Here is a 19,761-nt window from a genome sequence, read left to right on the forward strand (position 1 = left end):
ATCCGGCCTCACATTCGGAAGACGCCGAAGCCGTCGGCGCCTTTGATCGGGGCATTGTGAATGGCCGAGAGGGACATCCCCAACACGGTGCGGGTGTCGCGCGGGTCGATGACGCCGTCGTCGTAGAGCCGCCCGGACATGAACATCGCCAGCGATTCGGCCTCGATCTGCGCCTCCACCATGGCGCGCATCCCGGCGTCGGCCTCCTCGTCGAACGGCAGGCCCTTCGCCTCGGCGGCGGCCCGGCCGACGATCGAGATGACGCCCGCCAGCTGCGCGCCGCCCATCACGGCGGATTTCGCGCTGGGCCAGGCGAAGACGAAACGCGGGTCGTAGGCCCGGCCGCACATGCCGTAGTGGCCCGCCCCGTAGGAGGAGCCCATCAGCACCGAGATGTGCGGCACCTTCGAATTGGAGACCGCGTTGATCATCATCGCGCCGTGCTTGATGATGCCCTTCTGTTCATACTCCTTGCCCACCATGTAGCCGGTGGTGTTGTGCAGGAACAGCAGTGGCGTGTTCGTCTTGTTGGCCAGCTGGATGAACTGGGTGGCCTTCTGCGATTCCTCGGAGAACAGCACGCCGCGCGCGTTGGCCAGGATGCCCACCGGATAGCCGTGCAGTTCGGCCCATCCGGTGACCAGGCTGCTGCCGTAGAGCGGCTTGAACTCGTCGAAGTCCGAGCCGTCCACGATGCGGGCGATCACCTCGCGCGGGTCGAACGGGATCTTCAGGTCCGAGGGCACGATGCCGAGCAGATCCTCCGGATCGTGCAGCGGCTCGATCACCTCGGCGCGCGGAGCCGGGCCCTGCTTGCGCCAGTTCAGCCGCCTGACGATGGAGCGGCCGATGCGGATCGCGTCCTGCTCGTCGAGCGCGTAGTAGTCCGCGAGGCCGGAGACGCGCGCGTGCATGTCGGCGCCGCCGAGCGATTCGTCGTCGGACTCCTCGCCGGTGGCCATCTTGACCAGCGGCGGGCCGCCGAGGAACACCTTGGAGCGCTCCTTGATCATCACCACGTGATCGGACATGCCGGGAATGTAGGCGCCGCCCGCGGTGGAGTTACCGAACACCAGCGCGATGGTCGGGATGCCCGCCGCCGACGCCTGAGTGAGGTCGCGGAACATCCGGCCGCCGGGGACGAACACCTCCTTCTGCGTGGGCAGGTCAGCGCCGCCGGATTCCACCAGCGAGATCACCGGCAACCGGTTCTCCCGCACGATGTCGTTGATGCGCAACGTCTTGCGCAGCGTCCACGGGTTCGAGGTGCCGCCGCGCACGGTCGGGTCGGGCGCGACGATCATGCACTCGACGCCCTCCACGATGCCGATCCCGGCGATGGTGCTGCCGCCGACATGGAATTCGCTGCCCCAGCCCGCCAGCGGGCACAACTCCAGGAACGGCGAGTCCTCATCGACGAGCAGTTCGATGCGCTCGCGCGCGGTCAGCTTGCCGCGCTTGCGATGCCGGGCCAGCTTGTCCGGCCCGCCGCCCGCGATCGCCTTGGCGAACTCGGCCTCCACCTCGGCCAGCTTCGCCGTCATCGCGTCGGCCGCGGCTTCGTACTCGGGCGCCGCCGTGTCCAAGGTGCTGCGCAGGATGGTCATGACTGGTACCCCAATCGCTTCGCCGCCAGTCCGGTGAGAATCTCGGTCGTGCCACCGCCGATGCCGAGGATGCGCATATCCCGGTATTGGCGTTCGATCTCGGATTCGCGCATGTAGCCGAGGCCGCCGAACAGCTGGACGGCCTGGTTGGCCACCCACTCACCCGCTTCGACGGCGGTGTTCTTCGCGAAGCACACCTCGGCGATCAGGTCGGTCTCGCCTTCGGCGCTGCGCTGCACCACGTCACGGGTGTAGACCCGGGCGACGTCGATGCGCCGCGCCATCTCGGTGACCGTGTTCTGCACCGCCTGCCTGCTGATCAGCGGACGGCCGAAGGTCTCCCGGTTGCGCACCCACTCCAGGGTCAGATCCAGGCAGCGCTGCGCGCTGGAATACGCCTGCACGGCGAGGCCGACGCGCTCGCTGACGAACGCGCCCGCGATCTGATAGAAGCCGGAGTTCTCCGTGCCGACCAGGTTCTCCACCGGCACCCGGACGTCGACGTAGGACAATTCGGCGGTGTCGGAGGCCAGCCAACCCATCTTGTCCAGCTTGCGACTGACCGTGAAGCCCGGGGTGTCCTTGTCGACGATGAGCAACGAGATGCCGCCCGAGCCCGGCCCGCCGGTGCGCACCGCGGTGACCACGAAGTCGGCGCGGACGCCGGAGGTGATGTAGGTCTTGGCCCCGTTGACGATGTAGTGGTCGCCGTCGCGGCGCGCGGTGGTGCCGAGGTGCCCGACGTCGGAGCCGCCGCCGGGTTCGGTGATCGCGAGCGAGCCGATCTTCTCGCCGGCGAGCGTCGGCTGCACCCAGCGCTCGATCTGCTCGGCGTTGCCCGAGGCGATGATGTGCGGAACGGAGATGCCGCAGGTGAACAGCGAGGCGAACAGCCCGCCGGACGCACCGGCCTGGTGCATCTCCTCGCAGACGATCATCGCGTCCACGCCGTCGCCGCCGGAACCGCCGGCGGATTCCGGGAACTGCACACCGAGCAGGCCGAGCGCGCCCGCCTTCTTGTGCAGCTCGCGCGGGATGTCCCCGGCGCGCTCCCAGCCGTCCAGGTACGGCAGGATCTCGCGTTCTACGAAACCACGGACGGTGGCTCGCAATTCGCGTCGTTCCGGCGTTTCCCAGAGTTTCGTCATGACAGCAGCTCCACTGGAATGTCGAGGTGACGAGACCGCAGCCATTCGCCGAGTCCCTTGGCTTGCGGGTCGAAGCGGGCCTGATAGGCCACGCCTCGACCGAGCAGGCCTTCGATGATGAAGTTCAGCGCCCTCAGGTTGGGCAGCACGTGGCGGGTGACCGTCAGCGCAGCCGCTTCCGGCAGTAGTTCTTTGACGCGCGCCACGGTGAGGGTGTGCACCAGCCAGCGCCATTGCTCGTCGGTGCGGACCCACACGCCGATATTCGCGTCACCGCCTTTGTCGCCGCTGCGGGCCAGCGCGACCGTCCCCAGCGGCAGGCGGCGGGTTTCCCCGGTAGGCAGTGGCTCCGGAGCGGGCGGCTCGGAGACCTCGGCGAGTTCGGCCGTGTCCGTGGACGGCGGTACGCCGACGCGGCTGCCGTCGGGCAGTACCGCGGTGTGCGGAACCTCCGCGGCATCGACGAATCCGGGCGTGAACACGCCGTAGGGAGATCCGTTGCCGGGCAGGGTCGTGAAGCTGCATCCCGGATAGCTCGCCAGCGCCAGTTCCACCGCGACGTTGGAGAACGCGCGCCCGACCTTGTTCGGGTCCTGGTCGCGGACCACGCAGCGCAGCAACGCGCTGGCCTGCTCCTCGGTCTCCGCGTCCGGCCGGTCCAAGCGGGCCAGGGTCCAGGTCAGCTCGGCGGGGCGGGTCGGCAGCCAGGATTCCAGCTGGCGTCGCGCCAGTCGGGCTTTCGCCTCGATGTCCAGACCGGTGAGCACGAACTCCATCTCGTTGCGGAAGCCGCCGAGAGTGTTCAGCGAGACCTTGAGCCGGGGCGGCGGGGCCTCGCCGGTGACGCCGCTGATCCGCACCCGGTCCGGGCCGTCCTGGTCGAGCCGGATGGTGTCCAGGCGAGAGGTCACGTCGGGTCCGGCGTAGCGGGGGCCCTGGATCTCGTACATCAACTGGGCCTCGACGGTGTCTACCGTGACCGCCCCGCCGGTGCCCGCGTGCTTGGTGATGACGCTGCTGCCGTCGGCGCGGATCTCCGCGATCGGGAAGCCCGGCCTGCCCAAATCGGCGAACTCGGTGAAGAAGGCGTAGTTGCCGCCGGTGGCCTGGGTGCCGCACTCGATCACGTGCCCCGCCACTACCGCGCCGGCCAGCCGGTCGTAATCCGTTCGGCCCCAGCCGAAGTGCGCGGCGGCCGGGCCGACGATCACCGACGCGTCGGTCACCCGGCCGGTGACCACGATGTCCGCGCCCGCGTTCAGGCATTCGACGATGCCCCAGGCCCCGAGGTAGGCGTTGGCGGTCAGCGGCGCGCCGAATCCGAGTTCCGCGGCGCGCGCGAGGAGGTCGTCGCCCTCCACGTGCGCGATCTTCGCGTCCAGTCCGAGATCGGCGGCCACCTTGCGCAGTTTCGCCGCCAGCCCGGCCGGGTTGAGGCCGCCCGCGTTGGTCACGATGCGCACGTTGCGTTCCAGCGCGAGCCCGAGGCAGTCCTCGATCTGCTTGACGAAGGTCTTGGCGTAGCCGAGGTCCGGGTCCTTCATACGATCCCGGCCGAGGATCAGCATGGTCAGCTCGGCGAGATAGTCGCCGGTGAGCACGTCGAGCCGGCCCCCGTCCAGCATCTCGCGCATGGCACCGAGCCGATCACCGTAGAAGCCGGAGCAGTTGCCGATCCGCAGTACGTCCGGGTCGGCGGCCAGCATACTCATCAGCGGGAATGCCTCCTGTACGGCGAACCGTCAGGATGGGCCGCATGCCGCACCCGTGAAGTCCGCGTCCGCGACCAGCATCACACCCCGGCAAGAAAAAAGCAAGCATGCGTGCTTGTTAATTGCGCATCGAACGACTCGCGCACCCCCACGGCGGTGGCCGAGCAGACTGGAGCAAGATGGGCACGGTGTCCAGCGACGTCACCGTGATCATTCTGTTCGCCCTGGCGGGGTTCCTGCTCGGCGGCGCCTACACCACCTGGAAGACGGCCCGGCCACTAGCGATCGCGCTGGCCGTATGCGCCGTTCTCGCGGCGGGTGGCGCGCTGGCCTGGTGGCTCGGTTAGCTCTTCGACAACCGGAAGATTCGCAGGTCATCGGGGACGCCGCTGAGTGGCGCCGCGAACAGGCTGCGGCGATACTGCTTGACCGCCAAACCCAATTCGGCCAGCGTCTCCGGTGGTAACTCCAGCAGCGTGGCCTCCGACAGCATGGTGTTGCCGTTGCCACCGGCCTCCATGACGCGGGCGGCGATCGTGACGTCCACCCCGAGCCAGTCGCCTCCGATCTCGCGAGGGGAACCGGTGTGCAGACCGATTCGCATGCGCGGGGTGTAGCCGCGCACCTGCACGTCGGCCAGGTTGCGCTTGGCGGTCACGGCGGCGCGCACCGCCCGGTCGGCCGAAGGGAACACCGCCATCACGCCGTCGCCCATGCGCTTGACCACCTGCCCGCCGCGTTCGGCGATCGGCGGCTCGATGGCCTTGGCCACCTTGCGCAGCAGTTCCAGGGTGGCCTCGTCGCCTGCCGACAGCGACCAGCGCGAGAAGGCCACCAGATCGGTGAACATCACAGTTATTTCCTGGCCACCTTTGCCGCGTCCCATCCGCTCCAGGGCGGCCTGCCAGACCTGCAAGGCCCCGAAACCGATCTCGCGCGCCGCGCTGGGGGCGTCGCCGACCAGCTTGTCCGCCGCGCGCGCGACCGCTCGCGCGCCGCCGGGTCCGGAAACCGACAGCGGATCGCCGAAAGCCGGGTCCCCCGGCAGCTGCTGCCGCGCCTTGCGCAGCACGCCGATCAGATCAGACCGCTGATTCGCCGCGTTCACCAGCGCGGACAGCTGGCCGCGACGGAATCTACCGGAACGGCGGGAAGGATCGATACCATCGGACGGCTCCAACGGAATGACCACCTCGGGCGGCACGCCTCCATCGGCCTCCGGCCCCGGCCCCGACTCGGCGCCGCCGGAAGGTGTTTCATTCACGCCCCGAGGGTATCTCAGCCGATCTGACGTCGGCAGGTTACCGATCATCGCCATCTCTCACCTCCGCGACGAACACAGCGAGCACGTCGTCGGGCTCCGCGTTGGATAACGAGCTGGTTGCTGAACCGAGGCTACTCGGGCGAGAAGGGGTCTCGGAAGCGGCAAGCGGCAGAGTTTCCGCGATGTTCACACGCATGATCGGCCCGGTGCGAGCATTCGCACCGGGCCGATCGACGCACCGCCCGCCGGGCAGTGGCGGGCGGTGGACGGAGCGCCGGACCTCCCGACAAGGTCGACGCCCCGCCAACCCGAGTGGCGAGGGAGGGCGACTCGGGTAGTCAAGCGGCCTCGCCCGCGCGCATCAAGCGTCGCGCTGGTTCACCACGACCAAGGCCGCGCCGAAGACGATCGCGACGAAGACCGTGAAGTACAACAGGCTGCCCCACGGCCCCCAGTGCCAGTTGGCCGTGGAAGCGGCGGCGCTGAAGAAGTGGTTCGCGTTCGCGAACGGCAGGAACGGGGTGACATTGCGGCCGAAGCTGCCGAACGCTCCGAGCAGCCCCTCGATGAGCAGCGGCCACAGCACGATCAGCGAGATCGCGGCGGCGGACTGCCGTACCAGCACGCCGACGCCGATCGCGAGCAGCACGCACAGGAACGCGTAGATCGGGATGCCGTAGACCTCGCGCCAATCCTCCGGGCTGGACAGTGTGAGGGCCGCGCCCGCGTCCGGGCCGCTCAGGGCCTTGGCCACCAGGTAGGAGAGGAACACCAGGACGAGGGTCAGCACCGCGCCGTACCCGCCGACCAACCCGGCCTTGGTCGCGACGACCTTGGCCCGATGCGGCGTCGCCTGGAACGTCGTCCGGATGATGCCGAAGCGATATTCGCTGGTCACGGTCAGCGTCGCCATGATCATCAGCACCATCACGCCGAAGCCGCTGATCCCGGCCACCGCGGTGGAGACGGTCAGGTCGATCGCGCCCTCCTTGCCGTAGGACGCGCGCGCCACCGAGGCGAGCAGCGCGGCCATACCGAGGGCGAGGGCGACGACGATCGCCGAGCACCACCAGGGCGACCTGGTGGAGGTGAGCTTGATTCGTTCCGCTGCCAGCACGCCCATCAGAGCGCACCTCCCATCGCTGTGTAGGGGCCGCCGTCCGCGGGGCCCTGCGTGGTTGCGCGAGCTGCCGCCTCCGGGCCCGTCGCTCCCGTCGGGTCGAAGCCTTCGCCGTGGTACTGCACGGCGCCGCCGGTCATCCGCATGAACGCCTCTTCCAGCGACGCGCGCTGCGGGGCCAGTTCGAACAGCGTGATGTCGTTCTCGCCGGCCAGCTTGCCGACCGCGTCACTGGTCACGCTCGCCACCATGAGCGCGGGGCCGTCGGCGCCCGCGCCGTCCTCGCGAACGGTCATGCCGTTCGAGGTGAGCACGCTGCGCAACTGATCGAGCTGCGGGCTGCGCACCCGCACCGACTGCTCCGAGGCGCGTTCGATGAACTCCTGGGTGGTCGAGTCCGAGATGAGCTTGCCGCGCCCGATGACCACCAGGTGCTCGGCGGTCTGCGCCATCTCCGACAGCAGATGGCTGGAGACCAGCACCGTGCGGCCCTCGGCGGCCAGCCGCTGCATGAACCGGCGGATCCACAGGATGCCCTCCGGGTCGAGGCCGTTCACCGGCTCGTCGAACAGCAGCACCTCCGGGTCGCCGAGCAGCGCGCCGGCCAGGCCGAGCCGCTGCGACATGCCCAGCGAGAAGCCCCCCGCGGTCTTGCCCGCCACCTCCGAAAGGCCGACCAGCCGCAGCACCTCCTCCACCCGGGACTTGGCGATGTCGTTGGATGCGGCCATCCACTCCAGATGGGCGCGCGCCGACCGGTTCGGGTGCACCCACTTGGCATCCAGCAGCGCGCCGACAGAGCGCAGCGGATGGTCCAGTTCGTGGTACGGCTTGCCCTTGATCAGCGCGGTGCCCGCGGTGGGCCTGTCCAATCCGAGGATCATCCGCATGGTGGTCGACTTGCCCGCACCGTTGGGTCCGAGGAACCCCGTCACTTGCCCGGGTCGAACGGTGAAGGACAGATCCTGCACCGCTACGGTCTGCCCGTAGTGCTTGGTCAGGCCTCTCAGTTCGATCATGCGCCCAGCATTCCGTAAATCGCGGCCGCGCGCGTCGGTAAATAGTGCCGAGTTGGATCATCCTCGAGGATGAGGGAGAGGCGTCCGGGTGGGTGCAAACCCTCGCCGCGACGTTCTCCGGCGAGGGTGCAGCTATGGCTACAGCGACGTTCCGAGCCAGGACGCGAATCCCACCAGGCCCTCGCTCTGTCGCCGCTGAGCCGCCGCGATGCCGCGAACGGTCTCCCGCACCCCCGGATGCAAGCGGGTCTGCTGTGGTGCCGCTGCCCGCGCCTTGTTCAACGCGATCAGGGCCTTGTCCGGCTTACCGGACATCAACCACGCACGGGCGTTGTCTTGCCAGTGATGCCCGATCCGGGTCGGGGGCGCCCCGGCTGAATAGGTGAGTCCGACGCCCTCGATCGCGGCTCGGTTCGGGTCTCCGGCTTCCATCTCGATCGCATGCGCGTGTATCTCGACATTCAGTGGCCCGAACGCGGTCATGTACAGATCGGTCTCTCCGGTGCGCTGGCCGATCTCACCGGCTGCGGCTATGTGGTCGGTAGCGGCTGGGTAGTTCAGTTTCCGGGCTTCGTTCACAGCGGCCGCTAAATGGGAGTAGCCACTCAGCACCAGCCCTGCACGGAAGTTGTCGGCCGCGGATAGGGCGGTATCGATGAGTTGGCCCGCCACTTCTGATTCCCCGTAATGGGTGAGGACTCGTGCGCGGGCCAGGATCGAGAACGCGCCCCAGTTCCCGTCATCGGCCAGCGGCGCGTAGCTGTCGGCCATGTCCAGCGCGGGCAGAGTAAGCAGCATGTGTCCAGTACGCCGGGCTGACCACTCGGCGAGCACGTACGCGGCCGTCAGCATCGTGTAGGCGCGTGCCTGCTCGTCGCCGGACAGTTCCCGCACGGCACCGTGCAATCGGCGGATGATGCCGGGCAATACCTCGATGGTCTGCCGCGTACGGTCACGGCGGTACAGCAGTTGCGCGGCAGACAAATCGGCCTCGAGCTGCGACAGCGGACCTGGTTCGACCGCGCGGGCGTACCGACCTTCGGTCAACAGCACCGACAGTTCGTTCACCGCGTCCGACAACGATTTTCCGTCGTCGTAGGGGGCTCCGGTCAATTGCTCCGGGGTGATTCGTAGAGCACGCGCTACCGCCGAGATGAAGCCGGGGGAAGCCGGTTCCCGTCCCTGCTCGACTGCCTTCAGCATGCTCAGGCTGTAGGCCGCACGGGATGCGAGCGCCCGTTGGCTGAGCCCCGCGATCTTGCGTTCGGATGCGATCCGCTGCCCCACGCTGTCGCTCATGTCCCGAGGGTAGATCGATCGCGGCCCGCTGTCCCCTCACTATCCCTCGGCGATCTTGCCGTCCGCGAATGTTTCTGGCTGGCCCCGACGCCGGGTGACCCCCGAATCCTCGGCGCCGGGTGCCAGCCAATCACACCACAATGCAAGGGAGTTCCGGAGTGACCGAACTCGCAGTCACCCTTACCGTCATGGCCGCTGTCGCCGGACTGCTGATCATCGTGTTCTGGGTGCTGCCGTGGCTACTCGAGCTTGGCGGCGACCCGGACGAGCGGGTGCCATTCCGTGAAGTCATGGACCGCATCGAGAGCGAGGACAAGCGGTGACCCCTCGGCGTTCATGGATCCAGGACTATTGCGAGGACGGCAATTCGCCCGCCGATGAGCAGCACGCGCAAGGCTTGCTGAAGCTCCATGCCACCTGCACCCCGCCGTGCCCGCGCAAGCTGTCCGCTCAGCGGTGGCTCCGTGAATGCGGCACGGGCAGTGAGCCGGACAACACAGCGAGCGACGGGTAACTCAGCCCAGCCGATTACGTCGTGACGACACCCACCGAAACTCCAGCGGCCCAGCAGTTCGGCGACGTGCAGGAGCGGCGCGACGTAACCGGGGATCGTGCTCGGATCACGCAGCACGCTCGATACCGGGATCCAGGTTCGTATCCTGGGCGGTCGGCCTTCCGAAAGGCTCGAGAGATCGTTGCGATGCGGCCTCGCGTGAACTCGACTGCCGAGATCAGGAGGCCGCGTGGGCGATGACGGCGGTGAGCGCGGCGGCCGCGTCGAGCAGGGCGTGGGAGCGAGCCGTGATGCTCGCATCCCTCGCCGCGAGGGCGGCTTCGACATCCCCGGATCGGTGGCCGCGCGGCAAGTCGGGCATCAAGGCCCGAAGGGTGTCGACGCGGTATCCGGCGCTGCGGAGTTGGTGGACGATCCGGGCATCGCGTACCTGAGCAGGTGAGTACCGCCGCGTCCCCTGTGTGGTGGCGCGGTCGGGAACCACGAGTCCCTCGGCGTCCCAATGCCGCAGTGTCGAGGGGCGTACGCCCAGCGCGGCGGCGAGTTCGGAGACGCTCATCGAATCCGATGCGCGAACGTCATCGATCGGCTCGGCCGAGATCGCCGCGGCCGCCCGTTTCGCCAGCTCGAGGTCCGTCCGCTCACGATAGAGCCGCGCGTGCGCCGCATCGAGAAGCGCGAGCGCTTCGGCGATCGGGCGGTCGTGCACAGTGCGGACGACCCGCTTGGCCTCCACCGGACCGACCCCCGCCGCCAGTGCCCGGTATGCCAGCGCGGACCGCACGTGCACCTCCCCATACCGGCGATAGCCCGCTGCCGAGCGCAGCGCCGGAGGCAACACCCCGTCCCGCTCGAGATTGCGAATCTGCTGCACCGAGTAACCGGCGCGCCGCGCCACATCGACCGTGCGCATCCCCGAGTTGAGAGTTTCCACGCTATCGATCCTCGATATCCCGGCCCGAAGTCTCCACATGCACCTTAATGAAACGCTGGAGCACATGACCATCGACGACATCATCGACTTCGTCTCCGCCCTCGAGGGAGTGCTGATCCTTCGCCCCGGCCCCGGCGACGGCTCACCGGAGATCAGCTGGGGCGACACGTTCTTCTACTACTCACCCGACGGTGTCGTGCCGAAGGCGACTCAACCCTTCGCGACGATCGTCACGAAGAACTACCCCGGTGACGAGGAGTCCCGCCTGGACCGCCCGAACACCTTCCGCGTCAACATCGCCGCAGGCAAAGAAGCCTTCATCCGGTGGACCGGCCACACCCCTCGCGAACCCTCCCCGCACGATCCGAGCGCGACGGACACGGTGATCCCCCACCCCGTCTACGGCTCCGCCGGTTGGCTCGCGGTGGTGAACCCCGGCGCGCAGACCAACGAATCAGCCCGCGAACTCCTCCAAACGGCCTACCAATTCGCGCGCTCACGCTACGAACGACGTACAGCGCCAACCCCCGACTGACACCTACCGCGAGCGGCACGGGTAGACGGAACAGCGTGCGGTGCGGCACGAGAATGCCCCGGCGCCGTTCGAGCGGACGTGACCAGGCACATCGGAACTACTCGCCCTAGGCGGCGAAACCAATGTTCAGATGGACCTCCAGTGCGGCCGCGATGCGATCCAAGGTTTGCAGGGTCGGCACACTGTCACCGGCTTCGAACCGGCTGATCGCGTGCTGTTTCATCCCTGCACGACGCGCGAGCTCGGTCTGGGTCCACCCTCGCTGTTCGCGCGCTTCGCGAACCTTCTTGCCCAGCTCGTAGGCAAGTTGCGCGGCCCTGTAAGCCGCCTGGTACTCCGGTGTCGCGCGTACTTCCGCGCTCCGCCGATCGAACTCCTTCTGCGTAATACGCTTGGTCATGTTTCTACCCTCTGGGTGCTCTCTCGCAGCGCTGGCACGCTTTGAGAGGGTTCATTGTGATCTCTCCCAGCGTGGCCGCGCTGGGAGAGATCCTCTGTGGCGGTATGTTTTTGGTGGCCTGCCAGGGCCACGACAGGTGACTGTTCAGTTGAGATGAGCGCCCCGCACAGTGCGCCGACCTGTGCGGAGTACCTCGGTCGCGCTGCGTCTTGGTTCATGCAGCCCTCTCGCGATCGCCAGCGCGAGAGGCTTGTAGCGCACGGAAACTTACTGATTACCTTCCCTCACAATGTGAACACGTTGTGATAGGTCCTGTCGTGTTCTGCCTCGCATACCTTCTTCGCTACCTTTGCCCGCTCGACCTCGCGGACTTCTCGTCGCTGAGTCTTGGTGAACATCGTGAGCATGATCACCAGCGGACCGCCCGGAAACCAGTAGGTGATCCGAACAGCCTGCCCGTCGGAGATAGTGAACCGAAGCTCCAGAACGCCATCGCCCAAGGGCTTGCTGTAGGGCTCCCGCAAGCCGGGACCCTCCTCCGCTAGTAGCGACGCCGCGAAATCAGCACGGGCGCGGTCGGCGGGTTTCAAGCGGTGCAAGAACCCCACCACCTCCGGTTCAGCGATGATCTCGAACAACCACACCGCCGCAACATATCACACATAAGTGATACTTGCTGGTAGATCACCTAAAAGACGATATCTCCGCCAAGCTTCCCGGCCAACGACCGGCCGGATACCCTCCTCGCTCCATGGAATGCGGAGTATGGACCATCTCGTCGCCGACGTTCCAGTCCCTTCGCCGTCTCTTGTGAATTCACGAAAGACGCCCGCGGCGCCCGCCTGGGACGCGCTCTTGCCCCGTTGACATGGAGCACGCTCCAACACCTAGCGTCGAGACGACAGATTCGAACGCAGGAGGTAGCAGCATGATCGACGTTTCCACTCGGCAGCTCGGCGAACTCACGGTCTCCGCGCAGGGTTTGGGGTGCATGGGCATGAGTCACGCTTACGGCGCCGCGGACGACGCGCAGTCGATCGCGACGCTGCACCACGCCCTCGACCTCGGCGTGACCTTGTTGGACACCGCCGATTTCTACGGCGCGGGGCACAACGAGGAATTGATCGGGCGGGCCATCGCGGAGCGCCGTGACGAGGTGGTGCTGGCCACGAAGTTCGGTTTCGCCAATCGCTTGGGCGAGCCCACCCACATCCGCGGCGACGCCGCCTACGTGCGACAGGCGTGCGAGGCGTCGCTGCGCAGGCTCGGGGTCGACCACATCGACCTCTACTACCTGCACCGGGTGGACCCGAAGGTGCCGATCGAGGAGACGGTCGGAGCGATGGCCGAGCTGGTACAGGCGGGGAAGGTGCGCCACCTCGGGCTGTCGGAGGCCGGCGCGCAGACCATCCGGCGCGCGCACGCCGTGCATCCGATCGCCGCGTTGCAGAGCGAGTGGTCGCTGTGGACCCGCGATCTGGAAGCGGAGATCGCGCCGGTCTGCCGGGAACTCGGCATCGGCCTTGTCCCGTTCTCCCCGCTCGGGCGCGGCTTCCTGACCGGCCGGTACAACTCCGTCGAGGGTCTGGCGGAGAGCGACGTGCGGCGCAGCCAGCCGCGTTTCGCCGAGGGCAACCTCGAACGGAACCTCGCGATAGTCGCGAAGCTGACCGAGCTGGCCGCGGCGAAGGGGGTCACGGCGGGCCAGCTCGCGCTGGCCTGGGTGCAGCACCGCGGCGAGGACGTCGTGCCGATCCCCGGCACGCGGCGGCAGCGCTATCTGGAGGAGAACCTTGCGGCCCTGGCCATCGAGCTGTCCCCCGAGGATCTCGCCGCCATCGAGGCCGCCGCGCCGCCCGAGCAGATCGCGGGTACGCGCTACGACGCGACGAACCTCACCTTCGTCAACGGCTGAGGTCGCGACAACGGCCGGCTGCCGGGACCGGCGTCACCCACGGCCGCGTCCCGGACCGGCCTCGCCTATCGAGTGGCGTCCCGGCGGTGTCATGGGAGCCCGGTTGGAAACAAGCGGGGTGGCATTCGGGACCTACGCAGGGGAGACAAACGGGTGTCGCGTTCCGGACCGGTTCACGACCTCGGGGAACTGACCGGAAAAGCCGGAAGCGAGCGTTCCCGTCACAGTGCGGGTGACGACGCCTGAGCCCAGAACCGCTTCGGGATGCGCCCGGCCAGCCGGGCCGCGTATCCGGCCCGGACGGCGTCCGCCATCGCGGCGGCCATCAGTTCGGGGCGGCGGGCCCTGGTCACGGCCGTGGCGAGCAACACCGCCGAGCATCCGAGTTCCATGGCGAGCGCGGCGTCGCTCGCGGTGCCGATGCCCGCGTCCAGGATGACCGGAACTCTCGCGTCGGCGACGATCATCTCGATGTTGTGCGGGTTGCCGATGCCCAGGCCGGTGCCGATGGGTGCGCCGAGCGGCATCACCGCCGCGCAGCCCGCCTCCTCCAGGCGGCGGGCCAGCACCGGGTCGTCGTTGGTGTAGGGCAGCACGACGAACCCGTCGTCGACGAGTTGTTCTGCGGCGGTGAGCAATTCGATCGGGTCGGGCAGCAGGGTGCGCTCGTCGGCGACCACCTCGAGCTTCACCCAGTCGGTGTCCAGCGCCTCGCGCGCCAGCCGCGCGGTAAGCACCGCTTCGGCTGCGGTGCGACAGCCCGCCGTGTTCGGCAACGGCGCGATATCCAGTCGTTTCAGCAGGTCGAGCACGCCGGTGCCGCCTGCCGCGTCGATGCGCCGCATGGCCACGGTGGTCAACTCGGTGCCGGAGGCGATCAGCGCCTCTTCCAGGACGGCGAGGTTCTCCGCGCCGCCGGTACCCATGATCAGACGGGAACCGAACTCCCGGTCGGCGATCCGCAGCGGGGCGTCGGCCTGCCCGGATTCCGTCGTAGCCTCAGCCACCTTGGACCGCCGTCAGCACCTCGATCTGCCAGCCGCGCCCGACCGGTTCGTCCCAGCGCGACTTGGGGAAGACCGCGCCGTCCACCGCCAGCGCGACGCCCCGGCACGGCAGGTCGAGGCGTTCCAGCAGCTCGCGCACGGTCAGCGGCTCGGCGAACTCGTGCTCGTCACCGTTCACCGTGACACCGATGGGGACGGATGACAGCGTCATCTGCTTCCTCCTACAGTCGTCGAAAAGCGTTGCGGGTCGGCAACTTCCGCTTCGGGCAGCACCGCCCCGTCGAGCAGGCCGGTCACCGCGTCCACGGTGAGCGGCACGGTCAGCATGCCGTTGCGGCCGTGCCCGGTGGCCACCACGATCCGGTCGGTGAGCCGGCCGATCAGCGGCAGGTTGTCCGGGCTGCCCGGCCGGGAACCGGCGCTCGCCTCGGCGAGTTCGTATTCGCCGATGCCGGGGAACACCGCCTCGGCGTCGGCGATCAGGTCGCGAACGCCCGCGACGGTGACCGCGGTGTCGAAACCCGCTTCGTACTGCGTGGCGCCGACGACGATGCCCTCGGCGCGCGGCACCAGGTACACCGCCCGCCCGTGCACCCGGGCCCGGATCACCCGGTTCGGTGCGGGGGCGACGCCGGGCCGATGCCGCAGGCGCAGGATCTCGCCCTTGACCGGACGGACCGGCAGTTCCGGCCACAACGCCGCCGACGCGGCTCCCGCGGCGAGCACGACTTGGTCGTGCGGAAGTTCCGTCAGCGATTCTACGGACTCGGCGCGCACCACGACGCCCGCCGCCTCGGCCGCCTGTCGCAGTGCGGCGACCAGCTTGCGGTTGTCGATCGCGGGTTCGGCGGGCGCGAGCAGCGCGGCGCGCACCGTTCGGGCCAGACCGGGCTCCCGCTCACGAACTCCGGCGCGGTCCAGCATGCTCAGCTCGTGCCCGCGGCTGCCGACCCAGTCGGCCACGGTGCGCAGGTCGGCGACGTCGGCCGCGTCCAGCGCGACGGTCATGGTCTCGTCCGCCACGAAGACCGACACGCCGGTCGCGGCTTCGAGCCGGGCGGCGAAGCCGGGCCAGCGGGCCAGCGACGCGGCGCCGAATTCGAGCACCCGGTCCTCGCCGGGCCAGCCTTCCGACAGCGGCGCGAGCATGCCACCGGCCACCCAGGAAGCCCCCGTCGCGACCGCCGGATCCAGCAGCGTGACCGACCAACCGGCCTCGGCGGCCCGCCAGGCCACGGCGAGTCCGACAGCGCCGCCACCGACGACGGCCAGAGTCCGCATCCGATCCACCTGCCTCCTGTTTCGCATCCCCACGGTAGCGCGGCTACGGTCGAAGGCGTGCAACCCTCCCACCCGAATCGACCCGCCTCGCCGCGGGAGCGTCTGGCGAACGCGCGGCTGTATCTCTGCACCGACGCACGCCGGGAGAAGGGCGATCTGGCGAAGTTCGCCGAGGCCGCGTTCGCAGGCGGAGTCGACATCATCCAGCTCAGAGACAAGGGATCACCGGGCGAAGCGAAGTTCGGTCCGCTCGAGGCCAGGGCCGAACTCGGCGCGCTGGCCGAACTGAAATCCGCCGCGCGCAGGCACGGCGGGCTGGTCGCGGTGAACGATCGCGCCGATATCGCCCTGGCCGCGAGCGCCGACGTGCTGCACCTCGGGCAAGGCGACCTCCCGCCCTGGTACGCGCGCCGGATCCTCGGGCCCGACGTGGTGATCGGACGATCCACACACAATCGCGCGCAGGCCGGGCTCGCCGCGATCGACGAGCACATCGATTACTTCTGCACCGGCCCGATCTGGGCGACCCCGACCAAACCCGGCAGGCAGGCGGCGGGCCCGGAACTGATCCGCTCCACCGCGGAGGCCCATCCCACCCGGCCTTGGTTCGCGATCGGCGGGATCAACGCCGAGAACCTCGCGCACGTGCTGGAAGCCGGAGCGAAACGGGTCGTGGTGGTGCGTGCGATCACCGAGGCGCGTGATCCGGAAGCCGCGGCGCGCGAGCTGAAGACGGCGCTGCTGGCGAACGCGTGAGCGACGCGGTCAAGAAAGCACCTGCCCGCGGGTGAACGAAAGCGCGGTCTCCACCGCCGTGCTTCCGGTCGAGGCAGGCTCGGTGACCTGCGCGCCCGGCTCGTCGACGATCCTGGCGTAATCGCCGGGCCCGGCCGGATCCGAATGCAGCCAGACGAAACCGAGGTCGGCGAGGTCGAGCGTGCGCGGCAGCGCGGCGGCGACGGCTCCGTCGTCGGCGATCTCGGCGAGCAGCACCCGCGCGGGCGCGGCGCGCAGGGTGGGCCAGGACGCGGCGAAACCCGGATGCAGCGGACGGGCGTCGACCTCGTTCTCGGGAACCCAGGCCAACTCGGTGCTCTCGCGATTCCCGGTGGTCGGGAGCGTCATCACGGCGTCGGCGACGACCGTCGTGTAGGTCCAGCCGCTCAGGGCGGACGCCGTCACCCGCTCGCCGCGCACCCGGACGTCGGCGGGGTCGATGCCCGTCTCCTCCCAAGCCTCGCGGACCGCCGCGTGGACGGGCGTCTCATGGCTGTCGCGGGCTCCGCCGGGCAACGCCCAGGTCCCGCCTTGATGACTCCACGGAGCGCGGTGTTGCAGCAGCACCGCCGAACCGCCCTCGGCCAGTGGAGCGCGCAGGAGAAGTCCGGCGGCGCCGAAGCGACCCCAGTGCCGCAGTCCGTCCGGACCCCGCGACCAACCGTCACCGTCACCACGCATCTCGTACCATCCTCGTCCAGCCACGGCGGCGCCCACCACCGTTTCCTCCCAACCGAGGGTGTTTCACACACCGCGGCTCCCGTACGACCACAATAAACTCCGCACCAACACGCACGGGTCGATCGGATCTTCGGTCCAACCGTCGAGAAATCCGCGTACGCGGATCAAACTGGGGAGGTGGACATGGCTAGCTCCGAGCCGACGACGGCCGAACTCCGGCCATCGTCCGTGCCCGAGCCCGCCGGTCGGGACGATCCGGGCGGGCTGAGCGTCGCGGTGGTGCGCGAACGTCTCGACCTGTCCAACCTGCGCTCGTTCGCCAATTCCTCACCCGGACGGCTGATCGCGCTCGGTCTGCTGCTGATCGGATTGTGCCTGGCCGCGGGCTCGATGACCGCCGCGACGGTCGGTGACCGGCAGCAGAGCCTGGATGTGCTGCTCTACGACACCGAACCGGACGCCGACTCCGCGCATCGGCTCTACACCTCGCTGTCGATCGCCGACGCCGCCGCCAGCACCGCCTTCATCGCGGGCGGGCTGGAGCCGCAGGCGGTGCGGGATCGCTACACGCAGGCGCTGGGCGAAGCGGCCGCGGAATTGGTGACCCAATCCGACCGTGCCGTCGGACCCGGAGCGGCGATCGATCCGGATGCCCGGCTGCGCACCGGCATAGTCACCGGCCTGCCGGTGTACTCAGGTCTGGTGGAAACCGCACGGACGAACAATCGCAGCGGATATCCGGTCGGCGCCGCGTATCTGAGTGAAGCGTCCAACCAGATGCAGACGACGCTGCTACCGATGGCCGAGGAACTGCACAATCATCGCTCGGCGGCGGTCACCGACGCGCAGCGCAACCACGTGCGCCCGCCGTGGGCCGCGATCGGGCTGCTGATCCTCGCCCTCGGCGTGCTGGTCTGGGTGCAGCGGGATCTGGCGCGACGCTGGCGGCGGGTGCTCAATCCAGGCCTGCTGCTCGCGTCGGTGGCCATGCTGATCCTGCTGGCGTGGACGGTGATCGCCGGCTCGGTGTCGGCGGCGTCGATGATCAGCGCCCGCGACGACGGCGCGGTGCCCTCCTCTCGTTTGACCGAGAGCCGGATTCTGGCGCAGCAGGCGCGCGCCGCGGAGACATTGAAACTGGTGCGCCGGGACGCGACCGGCGACTACGACCGCACCTATGACGCGGACATCGAACGGCTGGCCGATCTGATCGGCAACTACCCCGGTTCCGCGCCCGCGGCGGACGAGGTGCGCAACGCCGTTCCGGCGCTGGCGCGCTGGCGGGTGGCGCATCAGCGCATGAACGACGCGCTGGCCAAGGGCGATTTCAACAGCGCGGCCGTGGTGGCGACCGGTCCCGGCTCGGCCGACGCCACCGTGCAGGTGGAGGCGCTGGACCGTTCGCTCGAGCAAGGTATCGCCGCGACCAGGGATACGCTGCGTGACGAGATCTCCCAGGCGGCACGCGTCCTGGACTTTCTGGGAGCGGGAGCGATGGTGCTCGGCATCCTGGCGGCAGGCTATGTCGGACTGGGCATATGGCCCCGGCTTCGGGAGTACCGATGAGAACCGCCCGCGGCATTCTGGTGGCCGCCCTCCTCGTGGTGGCGCTGACGAGCGGCTGTGCGAGCGATTCCAGCGCGCCGGTGTCGACCAAGACGCCGCGGTACACCGATTCCCCGTTTCCCGCCAAAGCTGTTCCGGTGCTGCCCGATTCGCCGGTACCGCCGCCACCGGGCACACCGCGCTGCGGAGATCCGACCGCCAGCTTGCGCCCGACCGGCGCGGGAGCCGGCGCGCGCGGACCGGCGATCGATGCGATCCGGGCGCGGGGCCGGCTGCTCGTCGGCCTGGACACCGGCAGCAATCTGTTCAGCTACCGTGACCCGGTCTCCGGCGCCATCGTCGGCTTCGACGCCGACATCGCCAGGGAGGTGGCCCGCGACCTGCTCGGCAGCCCGGATCTGATCGAGTTCCGCAGCCTCGGTTCCGCCGAACGCGAGACCGCGTTGCAGAACCGCACCGTGGACCTGGTCGCCAAAACCATGACGATCACCTGTGAGCGGCGCGAGAAGGTCACGTTCTCCACCGTCTACCTGCACGCGAACCAGCGAGTGCTCGCGGTGAAGAACTCCGGGATCCGGAGTCTGGCCGATCTGGCGGGGCGGCGGGTGTGCATCGTCTCCGGCACCACGTCGCTGGAGCACATGCGCCGCGACCAGCCCGCCGCGACCATCCTCACCGTACCGAGCTGGGCCGATTGCCTGGTCGTCTTGCAACAGCGCCAGGTCGACGCGGTGAGCACCGACGACGCCGTCCTGGCCGGCCTGGCCGCGCAGGACCCGTACACCGAACTGGTCGGCGGCAGCATCAGCGAAGAGCCGTACGGTATCGGCATCACCAAAGGCAACGACGATCTCGTCCGGTTGGTCAACGGCACGCTGGAACGTATCCGGAACGACGGCACGTGGGTCGGGCTGTACCAGAAATACCTCACCGTCCTCGGCCCCGTTCCCGCCCCACCCGCCCCCACCTATCAGGACTGATC

Annotated in this window: 21 protein-coding genes; 7 read left to right on the plus strand and 14 right to left on the minus strand. The window is 68.8% G+C overall.

Going from position 1 to position 19,761, the window contains the following annotated elements:
* Window positions 1-8: 8 nt before the first annotated feature.
* The 3 genes from ACFU5M_RS14025 to ACFU5M_RS14035 are packed head-to-tail and all read right to left on the minus strand — an operon-like array spanning window position 9 to window position 4,467.
* On the minus strand, window positions 9-1,607 hold the full coding sequence (locus tag ACFU5M_RS14025; RefSeq protein ID WP_379048824.1) for an acyl-CoA carboxylase subunit beta: 1,599 nt from the start codon (window positions 1,605-1,607) through the stop codon (window positions 9-11).
* The gene (locus ACFU5M_RS14030; protein WP_379048826.1) at window positions 1,604-2,755 is read right to left on the minus strand and encodes an acyl-CoA dehydrogenase family protein; all 1,152 of its coding nucleotides are present in this window, start codon (window positions 2,753-2,755) and stop codon (window positions 1,604-1,606) included. Before ACFU5M_RS14030 ends, ACFU5M_RS14025 begins: the two co-directional genes overlap by 4 nt.
* On the minus strand, window positions 2,752-4,467 hold the full coding sequence (locus ACFU5M_RS14035; RefSeq protein ID WP_379048828.1) for an acyclic terpene utilization AtuA family protein: 1,716 nt from the start codon (window positions 4,465-4,467) through the stop codon (window positions 2,752-2,754). Before ACFU5M_RS14035 ends, ACFU5M_RS14030 begins: the two co-directional genes overlap by 4 nt.
* Window positions 4,468-4,646: 179 nt before the next feature.
* On the opposite strand from ACFU5M_RS14035, the gene ACFU5M_RS14040 reads away from it, so the two are divergent.
* Window positions 4,647-4,814: a hypothetical protein gene (locus ACFU5M_RS14040; protein ID WP_379048830.1), complete on the plus strand. Its 168-nt coding sequence runs from the start codon at window positions 4,647-4,649 to the stop codon at window positions 4,812-4,814.
* Here the strand turns inward: ACFU5M_RS14040 and ACFU5M_RS14045 are convergent.
* The 4 genes from ACFU5M_RS14045 to ACFU5M_RS14060 form a co-directional block, all read right to left on the minus strand.
* Window positions 4,811-5,731 (minus strand): adenylate/guanylate cyclase domain-containing protein, encoded by a 921-nt coding sequence (locus ACFU5M_RS14045; protein WP_379048832.1) that lies wholly within the window; start codon window positions 5,729-5,731, stop codon window positions 4,811-4,813. The genes ACFU5M_RS14040 and ACFU5M_RS14045 overlap by 4 nt on opposite strands.
* Window positions 5,732-6,092: 361 nt before the next feature.
* Window positions 6,093-6,854, minus strand: coding sequence for an ABC transporter permease (locus ACFU5M_RS14050; RefSeq protein WP_379048834.1), 762 nt, complete (start codon window positions 6,852-6,854; stop codon window positions 6,093-6,095).
* Entirely contained in the window at window positions 6,854-7,870 is a 1,017-nt protein-coding gene (locus ACFU5M_RS14055; protein ID WP_379048836.1) for an ABC transporter ATP-binding protein, read from the minus strand. Before ACFU5M_RS14055 ends, ACFU5M_RS14050 begins: the two co-directional genes overlap by 1 nt.
* A 138-nt stretch (window positions 7,871-8,008) precedes the next feature.
* Window positions 8,009-9,169: a helix-turn-helix domain-containing protein gene (locus ACFU5M_RS14060; RefSeq protein ID WP_379048838.1), complete on the minus strand. Its 1,161-nt coding sequence runs from the start codon at window positions 9,167-9,169 to the stop codon at window positions 8,009-8,011.
* Between the two features lie 158 nt (window positions 9,170-9,327).
* Between ACFU5M_RS14060 and ACFU5M_RS14065 the strand changes: the two genes are divergently transcribed.
* On the plus strand, window positions 9,328-9,492 hold the full coding sequence (locus ACFU5M_RS14065; RefSeq protein WP_379048840.1) for a hypothetical protein: 165 nt from the start codon (window positions 9,328-9,330) through the stop codon (window positions 9,490-9,492).
* Window positions 9,493-9,900: 408 nt separating this feature from the next.
* Here the strand turns inward: ACFU5M_RS14065 and ACFU5M_RS14070 are convergent, their stop codons facing one another.
* Window positions 9,901-10,596, minus strand: a complete 696-nt coding sequence (locus ACFU5M_RS14070) for a MerR family transcriptional regulator (RefSeq protein ID WP_379048886.1) — start codon at window positions 10,594-10,596, stop codon at window positions 9,901-9,903.
* Window positions 10,597-10,681: 85 nt separating this feature from the next.
* On the opposite strand from ACFU5M_RS14070, the gene ACFU5M_RS14075 reads away from it, so the two are divergent.
* Complete coding sequence (locus tag ACFU5M_RS14075) at window positions 10,682-11,152, plus strand: DUF6194 family protein (RefSeq protein WP_379048842.1); 471 nt, start codon at window positions 10,682-10,684, stop codon at window positions 11,150-11,152.
* A 106-nt stretch (window positions 11,153-11,258) separates the two neighbouring features.
* On the opposite strand, the gene ACFU5M_RS14080 is transcribed toward ACFU5M_RS14075, so the two are convergent.
* Window positions 11,259-11,552 (minus strand): multiprotein-bridging factor 1 family protein, encoded by a 294-nt coding sequence (locus tag ACFU5M_RS14080; RefSeq protein WP_379048844.1) that lies wholly within the window; start codon window positions 11,550-11,552, stop codon window positions 11,259-11,261.
* A 284-nt stretch (window positions 11,553-11,836) separates the two neighbouring features.
* Window positions 11,837-12,196, minus strand: coding sequence for a type II toxin-antitoxin system RelE/ParE family toxin (locus ACFU5M_RS14085; RefSeq protein ID WP_379048846.1), 360 nt, complete (start codon window positions 12,194-12,196; stop codon window positions 11,837-11,839).
* A 284-nt stretch (window positions 12,197-12,480) separates the two neighbouring features.
* Here ACFU5M_RS14085 and ACFU5M_RS14090 point away from each other — a divergent pair, with 284 nt between their 5' ends.
* On the plus strand, window positions 12,481-13,467 hold the full coding sequence (locus tag ACFU5M_RS14090; RefSeq protein ID WP_379048847.1) for an aldo/keto reductase: 987 nt from the start codon (window positions 12,481-12,483) through the stop codon (window positions 13,465-13,467).
* Window positions 13,468-13,688: 221 nt separating this feature from the next.
* Here ACFU5M_RS14090 and ACFU5M_RS14095 read toward each other — a convergent pair whose 3' ends face one another.
* Genes ACFU5M_RS14095 through thiO form a run of 3 tightly spaced genes read right to left on the minus strand, consistent with a single transcriptional unit; the run spans window position 13,689 to window position 15,755 of the window.
* Window positions 13,689-14,474, minus strand: a complete 786-nt coding sequence (locus ACFU5M_RS14095; RefSeq protein WP_379048848.1) for a thiazole synthase — start codon at window positions 14,472-14,474, stop codon at window positions 13,689-13,691.
* Window positions 14,467-14,685 carry a sulfur carrier protein ThiS gene (gene thiS / locus ACFU5M_RS14100; RefSeq protein WP_040870696.1) on the minus strand — a complete coding sequence of 73 codons (219 nt, stop codon included), beginning with the start codon at window positions 14,683-14,685 and terminating at the stop codon, window positions 14,467-14,469. Before thiS ends, ACFU5M_RS14095 begins: the two co-directional genes overlap by 8 nt.
* Window positions 14,682-15,755: a glycine oxidase ThiO gene (thiO, locus tag ACFU5M_RS14105; RefSeq protein ID WP_379048849.1), complete on the minus strand. Its 1,074-nt coding sequence runs from the start codon at window positions 15,753-15,755 to the stop codon at window positions 14,682-14,684. Before thiO ends, thiS begins: the two co-directional genes overlap by 4 nt.
* A gap of 57 nt (window positions 15,756-15,812) precedes the next feature.
* Here thiO and thiE point away from each other — a divergent pair, with 57 nt between their 5' ends.
* Window positions 15,813-16,511: a thiamine phosphate synthase gene (thiE, locus tag ACFU5M_RS14110; protein ID WP_379048850.1), complete on the plus strand. Its 699-nt coding sequence runs from the start codon at window positions 15,813-15,815 to the stop codon at window positions 16,509-16,511.
* Between the two features lie 9 nt (window positions 16,512-16,520).
* Here the strand turns inward: thiE and ACFU5M_RS14115 are convergent, their stop codons facing one another.
* Window positions 16,521-17,213 carry an NUDIX domain-containing protein gene (locus ACFU5M_RS14115; RefSeq protein WP_379048851.1) on the minus strand — a complete coding sequence of 231 codons (693 nt, stop codon included), beginning with the start codon at window positions 17,211-17,213 and terminating at the stop codon, window positions 16,521-16,523.
* Window positions 17,214-17,396: 183 nt separating this feature from the next.
* Here ACFU5M_RS14115 and ACFU5M_RS14120 point away from each other — a divergent pair, with 183 nt between their 5' ends.
* Window positions 17,397-18,779 (plus strand): hypothetical protein, encoded by a 1,383-nt coding sequence (locus ACFU5M_RS14120; RefSeq protein WP_379048852.1) that lies wholly within the window; start codon window positions 17,397-17,399, stop codon window positions 18,777-18,779.
* Window positions 18,776-19,759 carry a glutamate ABC transporter substrate-binding protein gene (locus ACFU5M_RS14125; protein WP_379048853.1) on the plus strand — a complete coding sequence of 328 codons (984 nt, stop codon included), beginning with the start codon at window positions 18,776-18,778 and terminating at the stop codon, window positions 19,757-19,759. Before ACFU5M_RS14120 ends, ACFU5M_RS14125 begins: the two co-directional genes overlap by 4 nt.
* Window positions 19,760-19,761: the final 2 nt, after the last annotated feature.

This window comes from Nocardia sp. NPDC057455 (assembly GCF_042802775.1).
Taxonomy (GTDB): Bacteria; Actinomycetota; Actinomycetes; order Mycobacteriales; family Mycobacteriaceae; genus Nocardia.